Consider the following 12,089-nt stretch of genomic DNA (forward strand, 5'->3'; position numbering starts at 1 on the left):
GTTCAGATGATTCGGAAAAGGGCGAATTCCGCCTGTAAAACGGTGTGTACGGAGTTGTCTATACCTAAATGGAACCTAATGGAACCATGGGGAGTAAGCGGGATTTCTATTAAAGGAAGTCATGTGTTTATATTGTGAAGAGAAAAGTAGGTTATAAAGTAACTAAGAAATTTTACGTATGTTAGGAAGGGGAATACTTAACCTGCGAAGAAATATATTTTTAGGTGATTTGGCGGATTTAAATCTGGTTGAAAGTTCTGAAAGTATTACCAGATTGGAGGATATAAAACATGGTGGATAACCGAGTCAATGTTGCAACCCTGGTCGAACTGTTGCAAATCAGAGCGCAAAGCTGGGCGGACCGGGATGCATTCGCATTTTTATCAGACAATGTGGAAGAGCGCATCACGTTTGCTGAACTGGATCGGAAGGCGCGGGCGGTCGCGGCGGTATTGCAGGGGCTGGGCGCGGAAGGAGAGCGTGCGCTTCTCTTGTACCAATCAGGGCTGGAGTATATAGTCGCCTTCTTTGGTTGCCTGTATGCCGGAGTGTTTGCGATTCCGGCCTATCCGCCGCGGCAGAACGGGAACTTGGATCGTCTGCAGGCGATCGTCAAGGACTCGGAAGCTAAATACGCGCTGACCACAACGGCGATTTTGAGCGGTGTGGAGAAGCGTTTTGGTGACGCGGAGGGTCTGAGCGATCTGGCGTGGGTGAACACCGATGAAGTGAAAGACAGCGAGGCGGAGCGCTGGAAAATGCCCAAGATCGACGGTGAGACCTTGGCGTTCTTGCAGTACACGTCAGGCTCGACGTCTGCGCCGAAAGGGGTCATGTTGACACATGGCAATCTGCTGGCGAACTTGGAGCTGATTCAAAGCAGCTTTGAGACATCGGAACAGGACCGCGCTGTGATCTGGTTGCCACCGTATCATGACATGGGATTGATCGGCGGGATCTTGCAGCCGATCTATGCCGGTTTTTACACGACGTTGATGGCGCCTGTCGCCTTTGTCCAACGTCCGTTGCGTTGGTTGCAGGAAATCTCCCGCACCAGAGCATCGGTGTCTGGCGGCCCGAACTTTGCTTATGAGCTCTGTCTCGACAAGATCACGCCGGAGCAACGCGATCAACTCGATCTTTCCACATGGTCGGTGGCGTTTACAGGCGCTGAACCGATTCGCAAAGAGACGCTCGATCGGTTTGCCGAGTTTTTTGCACCGTGCGGTTTTCGAAAAGAAGCCTTTTATTCCTGTTACGGGCTGGCGGAAGGCACGTTGCTTGTCACCGGGGGCAAGAAAGCGGAATTCCCGATTGTCAATGAGTTTGATGGCGAGCAATTGGAACAGAACCGGGCGGTCCTGCTGACCGAGCCGATCGAAGGCAGCCGGACGTTGGTCTCGTCGGGCCGTTCGCCACAAGCTCAGCAGGTCGTGGTTGTCGATGTCGAATCGCTCACTCTCTGCGCAGAGGAGCAGGTTGGCGAGATTTGGGTGTCAGGTCCGTCGATCGCACAAGGCTACTGGAATCGCCCGGAGCAGACGAAAGAGACGTTTTGCGCGATGCTGGACGAAACGGGAGCCGGTCCCTTTTTGCGCACAGGCGACCTTGGCTTTTTGCAAGATGGAGAACTGTATGTGACGGGACGGATGAAAGATTTGATCATCATTCGCGGGCGCAATCACTATCCGCAGGATCTTGAGTTTACGGTGCAAGAATGCCACCCGGCGATCGCGACGGGCAACTTGGCCGCATTTTCGGTCGTGATCGAGGAAGAAGAGCGACTGGTGATCACAGCAGAAGTGGAGCGCTCGATGCGCAGGTCCAATCTGGATGAGGTGATCGCCACCGTGCGCCAAGCGGTCGCCGAAGCGCATGAGTTGCAAGTGTACGGCATCGTGCTGTTGAAGCCTGCGAGCATTCCGAAGACCTCGTCGGGCAAGATTCAGCGCCACGCCTGCAAAGATCGCTTTTTGCACGGTGGGTTGGACGTGTTGAAGTCCGATGTGTTGGATCGAGCGGCGGCAGAGGAAGGTCAGGACGCAGCGCTTGACCTACAACTGAGCCGAGCTGACCTGATGGCTGTGGAGCAGGAAGCGCGCGGCAAACTGCTGGAGCAGTATCTGCTGGCTCGGGCTGCGGAGGCGCTCAAAGTGTCGGCGGCGCAGATCGGACGTGACAAACCGCTGGGAGCGCTCGGCATGGACTCGCTGACGGCGGTGGAGTTGAAGCATGAGATCGAGGAGAGCTTCGGTGTCGATCTGCCGCTGTCTGTACTGCTCGAAGGTCCGAGCGTTGCGACGCTGACAGTCGATGTGCTGAACGAATTGGCAGGGGCTTTGGAAGCATCGACAAACGTTCTGCCGATGGAGCCGGGCGTGCATCCGTTGTCGCACGGACAGCGTGCGCTCTATTTCTTGCAGACGTTGCAGCCGGACAGCGCCGCGTACAACATTGCCAGCGCCGTACAAATCGGGTCGGGACTCGATGTACAACAACTGCGTGGTGCGATCGCAAAGCTGGTCGAGCGCCATCCGCTCTTGCGCACCACGTTTGTGCGGGATGAGGAAGAGCCGATGCAGGTTGTGCATGCGAAGCTTAACGTGCCGATCGTTGTGGAAGATGCAACCCAGTGGACGAATGAACAAGTCCAAGCGCATTTGACACAGGAGATGCATCGTCCATTCGATTTGCAAAACGGGCCGCTGCTGCGGATCAACTTGTACCCGCGAGCCACTGGGGAACATGTGATGTTGCTGGCGGTGCACCACATCATCGTCGATTTCTGGTCGCTCGGTGTGATCGTGCAAGAGTTGTCTGCGCTGTATGCAGGTCAGGAACTTCAGGCTGCCGGAACGGCGTATGCCGATTTCGCTGGCTGGCAGAGCGAGATGCTGTCCAGTGCCGAAGGAGCGGAAAAGTTGTCCTACTGGCAGGCAGAATTGGCCGGAGAACTGCCGGTGCTCAGCCTGCCAACCGACCAACCGCGCCCGAGTGCACAGGCTCATTTTGGCGCCACTCACTCGCGCAAGCTGAGCGGGGCGTTGACCGCCCAAGTGAAAGAACTCGCTCAGTCACAGGGCACGACCCTGTTTACCACGCTGCTGTCCGCCTATCAGGTGCTTTTGCACCGCTACTCGGGTCAGGACGATATTTTGGTCGGCACGCCGACCGTCGGGCGCAGCAAAGCGAAATATGCGAACACCGTCGGTTATTTTGTCAATCCGGTCGTTGTGCGTGGCGATCTGTCGGTCAATCCCACGTTTGCTGAGTTCATGCAGTCGGTGACCCAAAAGGTGCGTGGAGCGCTGTCGAATCAGGATTATCCGTTCCCGCTGCTCGTGGAAAAATTGGCACCGAAGCGCGATCAAAGTTACTCACCGCTGTTTCAAGCGATGTTCGTCCTGCAAAAATCACATCTGGATCAGGACGGATTGACCGGATTTGCACTCAATGACTCCAGTGCACAGATGATGCTTGGCGACCTGCCTTTGCAATCGTGGGCGCTGGAGCGCCGATCCGCACAATTTGATCTGACGCTGATGATGGCAGAAGTGAACGGGGAATTGATCGCTTCCTTTGAATATGACCTCGGTCTGTTCAACGCCGAGACGATTGAACGGATGGCTCTCCATTTTGAAACCTTGCTCCACTCGCTGGTTGCAAATCCGGCACTTACAGTCGGGGAAGCGAAGATCCTTCCGACAGAGGAGCAACAACGCCTGCTGGTGGAGTGGAATGCGACCGAAGTCGATTTTGGTACACAAGCACCTTTGCACCGCCTGTTCGAAGAGCAGGCTGCACGCACGCCCGAAGCGAACGCGGTGGTCTTTGAGAGCACAGAATTGACCTATCGCGAACTGAATGAACGGGCGAACCGCTTGGCACACCGCTTGCAAAAATCGGGGGTGGGTGCAGATGTGCTGGTCGGCATCTGCATGGAGCGCTCGTTGGAGATGGTCGTCTCCCTGCTGGCGACGCTGAAGGCGGGCGGGGCCTACGTGCCGCTCGACCCAAGTTATCCACAGGAACGTTTGGCCTTCATTTTGGAGGATGCTAAACCGCCAGTGCTGTTGACACAGGCGCATTTGCAAGCAGGTCTGCCTGCGCATACAGCCGAGTTGATCGTGGTGGACCAAACGGATATTTCCGGGGAAATAGCAGAAAATCCGACTCAATCTGTCACGGCAGAAGATCTGGCCTACGTCATCTTTACCTCCGGTTCTACAGGACGTCCGAAAGGTGCCATGCTGCCACATCGGGCGATCTGCAATCATATGTTGTGGATGCTCCGAACGTATGGCTTGAACGAAACGGATCGCATTTTGCAAAAAACGCCGTTTGGGTTTGACGCATCGGTTTGGGAATTCTGGGCACCGCTGTTGGCTGGCGGCCAGTTGATCATCGCCAAGCCGGGCGGCCATCAAGACCCCGTCTATCTGTCGGATGCGATCAAACGATATGGCGTGACGATGCTGCAAGTGGTGCCGTCCTTGCTGAGCGTACTGTTGAAGAGCAAGTTGCTTCGATCCGCGAAAACGCTGCGCTATGTGTTCTGCGGTGGTGAAGTGTTGTCGCCTATCGATACGACCGAGTTTTGCGACACGATGCCGAACGCCTCGCTGGTCAACCTGTACGGCCCGACCGAAGCGTGCATCGACACGACGTCTTGGACGGTCAGCTATGAGACGGATCTCGACCCGATCGACGATGAAGTAGCGATCATCCTTGAGCGCGTCAACATGCTGATCCCGATCGGCCGCCCGATCGCCAATGCGCAAGTCTACATCCTCGATGAACACCTGCAACCTGTACCGATCGGTGTGGCAGGTGAACTGCACATCGGTGGGGCAGGATTGGCGCGCGGATATGTCGGACGTCCTGATTTGACAGAAGAAAAGTTTATTGACAGCCCGTATGGGCGTTTGTATAAAACGGGCGACATGGCACGTTGGTTGCCCGATGGTTTGATCGACTACCTTGGCCGTCTCGACGATCAGGTCAAAGTGCGCGGCTTCCGCATCGAACTCGGTGAGATCGAAACGGTCTTGAGCCAACATCAACAGGTGCAGGAAGTGGTCGTGATCGCACGAGAAGACGTGCCGGGCGATCAACGCCTCGTCGCCTATGTGGTGGCGAAAGGGGACTTGACCTCGCTCGATCTGCGCACCCATGCACAAGGCATCTTGCCGGAGTACATGTTGCCGTCTGCTTACGTCATGCTCGAAGCGTTCCCGCATCTGCCAAACGGCAAGGTTGACCGTCGAGCGTTGCCCCGTCCGGAAGCGTCGCGCGGCGATGTTCAATATGTGGCGCCGCGCAATCAGACGGAAGCGGAGTTGGCGGAGATTTTCGCTGAGCTGTTGGGTGTGGAACGTGTGAGCATGACCGACAACTTCTTTGACCTCGGCGGACATTCGTTGCTCGCGATGCAGGTTGTCGCCCGTGTTGGCAAAGTGTTTTCGGTGCAAATCGCCCTGCGCAGCCTGTTCGATCTCCCAACGGTCGAGAAGTTCGCAGCGTTCATTCAACGCACGGCGAAAACGGAACTTCCGCCACTTTTGCCCGTCTCACGGGAAGGCGATCTGCCGCTCTCCTTCGCTCAGGAACGCCTGTGGTTCTTTGAAGAATTGCAAAGTGGTACGGCAACCTACAACATTCCAGGTGGTTTGCGCCTGACGGGGCCGTTGGATCTTCAAGCGCTGGAAGAGAGCTTGAACGTCATCTTGGTTCAACATGAAGCACTGCGTACTTCGTTTGTCACCACGGATGGGCAGCCCAAGCAGGTGATTGCGCCGCAAGCTGTCGTTCCGTTTGTGGTGATCGATCTGCAAGGGTTGTCAGAAGCGGATCGTGAAGCAGAAGCGGTACGCATCACCGACGAAGAGGCGCGCAAACCGTTCACGCTCTCGCAAGCACCGCTGATGCGTGCAACCTTGCTGTGCTTGGGCCGAGAGGAGCACATTTTGCTGCTCACCTTGCATCACATCGTAGCGGACGGCTGGTCGCTCGGCCTCCTGATGCGTGAGCTGTCCGCGAATTACTGGGCGATCACGGCAGGACGGCCTTTGGTGCACTCCGACTTGCCGATCCAATATGTGGACTTCGCACAGTGGCAAAAGGGCCTTGGCAGTTTGCTCGAGACGCAGTTGAATTATTGGAAACGGCAACTCGGTGGCGAACTGCCCGTCCTGCAACTGCCGACCGACAAGCCGCGGCCGGCGGTGAAAACGTACAACGGGGCCGCGCGCACTTTGACGCTGTCCAAACGATTGTCCGAAGAGGTCAATGTGCTGGCTCACCGCAACGAGGTCACCTTGTACATGACGTTGCTCGCCGCCTTCCAAACGCTGCTCTATCGCTACACGGGGCAGAACGATATCATCGTCGGCTCTCCTTCGGCGGGCCGCAACCGAGAAGAACTGTCCCAACTGATCGGCTTTTTCGTCAACACCTTGGTCATTCGCACGCAGGTAGACGAAGGGAACTTGAGCTTTGAAGAGTTGTTGCTTCGCGTCCGCGACACGTCACTCGATGCTTTTTACAACCAAGATGTGCCGTTTGAAATGTTGCTTGATGAACTGCAACCGGAGCGGAACATGAGCCAAACGCCTTTGTTCCAAGTGATGTTCGCCCTGCAAAACGCGCCGTTCGACCTCTATATGGAAGGTTTGAAAACGGAACGGATCGAAGGCGACAGCGCGACCGCCAAGTTCGACCTGACTTTGCAGGCGACCGAGACGAACCGCGGGATCGTCTTGACGCTCGAATACAACACCGATCTGTACGAGTCGGCAACGATCGATCGCATGCTGAACCATTACGCGACCTTGTTGCAAGGCGCGGTAGAGACACCGGAGCAAAAGCTCAAACATCTGCCGTTGCTCACCACTGCAGAACAAGAGCAGCAATTGATTACATGGAACCAGACCCAAGCGAACTACCCGAGCGAGGACACCCTGCACAGCCTGTTCGAAGCTTGGGTGGAGCAACAGCCGGACACTCCTGCTGTGCTCGGCAATGGTCGCCAACTGACCTATGCCGAACTGAACGCTCGTGCCAACCAAGTGGCGCATGCGCTGCAACAGCGCGGCGTCGGCCCGGATACGTTCGTCGGGATCTCGCTGGAGCGCTCGCCGGAACTGCTTGTCGCCATCTTCGCGACGCTCAAGGCGGGCGGGGCTTATGTGCCGCTCGACCCGTCGCATCCGAAAGACCGACTGCACTTTATTCTTGACGATGCAAAACCGTCCGTTCTGCTAACACAGTCCACACTGGCCGACACCTTTGCTGGGGCGGACGTCCAGATCTTGTTGCTCGACAGCACTGGACTTGAGTATGCAAGCGAAAGCACGGCGAACCCGCCGCGCGTTGCGACCCCCGACAACTTGAGCTACATGCTCTACACGTCCGGGACGACAGGTTTGCCCAAAGGCGCACTGTTGCAACATCGCGGTGTGGTCAACATGCTGAGCGACTTTAGCGAACGCAAAAGAGTGGAACCGGGCGCACCGGCCGCACTGTGGGCGAACTACGGTTTTGACCTGTCCGTGCTGGAGATTTTCACCTGTTTTATGGAGGGCGGTACGCTGTATCTGATGCCGGATGAAATCAGAAGCGACAGTGTCGCCTACTTCCACTGGTTGGAAGAGCACGCCATTCAATGCGCTTTTATCCCACCGTTCATGGTCAAAGATTTCAACCAGTGGTTGGATGAGCAGCCGCGCAACATCAGATTGAGCCGCATCCTGACCGGGGTTGAGCCGGTGTTAGAGCCGCTTGTGGCCGAAATGGCGCAACGATTGCCTGAGATGCTCATCATCAACGGCTACGGTCCGACCGAAGCGTCGATCTGCGCAACGCTGTACACGTTTGATCCGCATTGCGTACAAGAGCGCAATCTGCCGATCGGCCAGGCGGTACAGAACACGGAGCTCTACATTCTGGACGCCAACCAGCAACTGGTGCCTCTAGGCGTCACAGGTGAACTGCATGTTGGGGGCACAGGGCTTGCCCGTGGCTACCTGAACCGTCCGGAACTGAACGAGGAGCGATTTGTCCCGCATCCGTTCAAGCCGGGTGAACGTCTGTACCGCACGGGCGATGTGGTGCGCAGACTGCCCGATGGCAACATTGAGTACGTCTCGCGCATCGACCATCAGGTCAAAGTGCGCGGCTATCGCATCGAACTCGGCGAGATCGAAGCGGTGCTCAGCCAGCATCCGAAAGTGGTGCAGACGGTCGTTCTCGCTCGCGAAGATGGCGGCGATAAGTACCTCGCTGCCTACATCGTACCGACCGGAGCGGATGCGCCGACCAGCGCTGAACTGCGCAACGACCTGAAAGACAAACTGCCGATCTACATGATCCCGAGCGCATTTGTGATGCTCGATGCGATTCCGCTGACCAGCAACGGCAAAGTGGACCGCAAAGCGCTACCTGAACCGGTGATTACGCGCACCGTCGAGTATGTGGCGCCGCGCACCGAAGCGGAAGAGAAAATGGCGTTGATCTGGTCGGCAGTGCTCGGCGTCGAGCAAGTGGGCGTACATGACAACTTCTTTGACTTGGGAGGCCATTCGTTGCTCGCCACACAGCTGATCACTCGCGTCCGCACCACGTTCTCGGTGGAGTTGCCAGTTCGCTCCTTGTTTGAAGTGGCGACGATTGCGGAACTGTCTGCGATGGTTGAAGGTTTGCAGCAAAAAGCGGTCACGGCACCGCAGCAGCCAGCGATGAAAAAGCTGAACCGGGAACGCCGAAAACTGTAGGCACGATAGAGCCAAAGGAGATGTTTCTTTTGACCGATACCAAAGAGGAGCTTCAGGGGACGGAGGAGGGGGTTTATCTTTTCCCCCTCTCCTATGCGCAACAGCGGCTGTGGTTTCTTGATCAGTTCATGCCAGGCAACCCGGCCTACAACATTTCGACCGCGGTCAGGCTGAATGGAACGTTGCATAGCGACCAACTGCTGCACGCTTTACGTCAGATCGCAGTCCGTCATGAAACGCTCTGCACTTCATTTCGAGAGGTAGACGGCGTGGCGATGCAGGTGATCGACCCGAGCATCTCGCTGCAATTGCCGCTGATCGACCTAAGCGCTCTTTCCAAAGAGGAGCAGCAAGCGCGAGTCGCCGCGCAGATCACGTCACAGGCTCAAGAGCCATTCGATCTGAAAACGGCTCCTCTGCTTCGCCTGACCCTGCTCAAGCTGAGTGAGGTGGAGCACGTCCTGCTGTTGACGATGCATCATATCATCTCGGACGGCTGGTCGATGAACGTGCTGATCTATGAGCTGTCACAGCTATACAACGCAGCGCTCTCCGGAGAAGAGGCGGTGTTGCCAGAACTTGTGATTCAATATGCCGATTTTGGCGACTGGCAAAAAGAGTATTTGGAAAGCGGCGTCCTGACCGAGCAGTTGAGCTACTGGCGGGATAAGCTCGGCGGCAAACTGCCCATCCTGCAACTGCCGGCCGACCACAAACGTCCGGCCGTCCAGTCCTACAACGGCGCGCTCGAAACGTTCCTCGTACCTGCGCGCTTGGCTGACCAACTGCGTACGCTGAGCCAGGGCGAAGGTGTGTCGCTGTTCATGACCCTGCTTGCGGCCTTTAAAACGCTGCTCTTCCGCTATACGGGGCAGCAGGACCAACTTGTCGGCACGCCGATCGCGGGACGCACGCGCGAGGAGATTGAGCCGCTGATCGGATTTTTCGTCAACACGCTGGTCATGCGCACCGAACTGACGGAGGACATGAGTTTCCGCACCTTGCTCCAGCGGGTCAAAGACACCGCGTTTGAAGCGTATGCGCATCAGGACGTTCCGTTTGAAAAGCTGGTCGAAGAGTTGGCGCCGGAGCGAAACATTTCGCACACGCCGTTGTTCCAAGTGATGTTCAACCTGCAGAACGCATCGGTAGAAAATCTGTCGTTGACCGGACTGACGCTGGAAGCGCTCGACGCGGATACCGGATCATCCAGCTTCGATCTAACCTTGAGCATGACCGAGGGGAAAGCGGGCATCAGCGGTCGTATTGAGTACAGCACCGATCTGTTTGAGCGCACGACGATTCAGCGCATGATCCCCCATTTCTTGACCTTGCTCGAAGCGCTGGCAGGCAACCCAGACCTAGAGCTAGCCGCGTTGCCGTTGCTGACCGCCGAGGAGCGGAAACTGGTGATCGAAACGTTCAACGACACGGAAGCCGATTTCCGGACCGACCTTTGCATGCATCAGATGTTCGAATTGCAGGTGCAGAAAACGCCAGATACGGTAGCGGTGGAACATCTGGAGGAGCGAATCACCTACGCGGAACTGAACGCCCGCGCGAACCAGCTCGCTCATTATCTGCAAGAGATGGGGATCGGGCCGGAGAAGCTGGTCGGCCTGTGCATGAACCGTTCGATCAACCTGATCATCGGTCTGCTCGGCATCCTCAAAGCGGGCGGCGCGTTCTTGCCGCTCGACCCCGATTATCCGGCGGAGCGTCTGCGCTACCTGCTGAACGATTCGGGTGTGAGCGTGCTGTTGACCGAGTCGGAGCTGTTGGAACGCTTGCCGGAACACAGCGCGAACGTGGTTTGCATCGACCGAGACGGGGACAAAATCGATTCCTTTGCCACCGAGAACTGCGAGAGTGGAGTCGGTCCGGAGAATCTGGCGTATCTGATCTATACGTCCGGCTCGACGGGAGCGCCGAAAGGTGCGATGTTGGAGCATCGGAACGCGGTCTCACACCACTATGGGGTGATCGATCGCTACAATGTGACGGCGAGCGATCGCATTGTGCAATTCACCTCGATCTCCTTTGATGTCACCGTTGAAGAGATCTTCCCGACGCTGGCCACCGGAGCGACGCTCGTGCTGCGACCGCAGAAGACGCTGATGGCAAGCGATGAATTCTTGGCTTGGCTCACCGAGCAGCGCATCACCAAGTTCAATCCGCCGACCGCTTACGTCCAAACGTTCCTGCGCGATTTGGCTGAACTGAAGCTGAGCTTGCCGCCGACGCTGCGACTGATGATCGCAGGCGGTGAGCGAGCGTTGCCTTCGATGATCCGCTCTTGGCGCGAAGTGGCGACCGAGCACAACCTGCTCTACAACGGGTACGGCCCGACCGAAACGACCGTGACGGCGACCGTGTACAACGAGGAGCTGCCAGATGATGATGTGCCGATCGGACGCCCGGTTGCAAACTCGCAAACCTATGTCCTCGACGTCCGCCTTCAGCCAGTGCCGATCGGCATTCCGGGCGAGCTGTACATCGGAGGGCGCAACGTCGGGCGCGGGTATCTGGGACGCCCTGACCTGACAGCCGAACGTTTTGTGCAAAATCCGTTCCGCGTCGGTGAGCGGATGTATAAGACGGGCGACATCGTCCGTTTCCTGCCCGATGGCAACCTGCAATTTATCGGACGGGCTGACGGACAGGTGAAGATTCGCGGGTATCGCATCGAATTGGGTGAGATCGAGAACGCGCTGTCCGAAGCGCCAGGGGTGCGCGAGGCGGTGGTGATCGATCGTGAAGACATCCCGGAGCAAAAATACCTCGCCGCTTATGTGACGCTACAATCGGCAGAGCTGACGGCTGGTGATTTGCGCAAGCATCTGGCGCAGCGTCTGCCCGAGTATATGATTCCGTCCGCCTTTGTGATCATGGACGAGATGCCGATGACACCAAATGGCAAAGTGAACCGCAAAGAATTGCCGAGACCGGACGATGATCGTCCTGAACTTGGCAACGCCTACATCGCGCCGCGGACCGACTTGGAGCGGTCGATTGCTGAGATTTGGCAAGAGGTGCTAGGAGTGAGCCGCGTCGGGATTCATGACAATTTCTTTGAGCTTGGCGGCGGGTCGCTCTTGATTTTGCAAGTTCACCGCCAACTCAAAGAGAATCTCGGGATCGAAACCTCCGTCGTCCAACTGTTCCAATACCCGACGGTCGGCACCCTGGCCAAATTCTTGGGGGACGATGCGGAAGAAATATCGGTCAAACAGGGACAGGACCGCGCAGACCGCCGCAAAGATTTAAAATCGCGTCGGGCCGCACGGACGAAGAATCGAAGAGAGTAGGGGGATTTGC

Annotated in this window: 2 protein-coding genes; both read left to right on the forward strand. The window is 56.9% G+C overall.

From position 1 onward, the window contains the following. Positions 1-290: 290 nt before the first annotated feature. Positions 291-8,771 (forward strand): non-ribosomal peptide synthetase, encoded by an 8,481-nt coding sequence (locus CIG75_RS06710; RefSeq protein WP_094235943.1) that lies wholly within the window; start codon positions 291-293, stop codon positions 8,769-8,771. A 29-nt stretch (positions 8,772-8,800) separates the two neighbouring features. Next, positions 8,801-12,079, forward strand: coding sequence for a non-ribosomal peptide synthetase (locus CIG75_RS06715; protein WP_172844424.1), 3,279 nt, complete (start codon positions 8,801-8,803; stop codon positions 12,077-12,079). Positions 12,080-12,089: the final 10 nt, after the last annotated feature.

This window comes from Tumebacillus algifaecis, assembly GCF_002243515.1.
In the GTDB taxonomy this organism is placed as follows: domain Bacteria; phylum Bacillota; class Bacilli; order Tumebacillales; family Tumebacillaceae; genus Tumebacillus_A; species Tumebacillus_A algifaecis.

Excerpts from the sequence above, each read along its gene's own strand:
- CIG75_RS06710 (WP_094235943.1), top strand. The coding sequence starts at position 291 with ATGGTGGATAACCGAGTCAATGTTGCAACCCTGGTCGAACTGTTGCAA.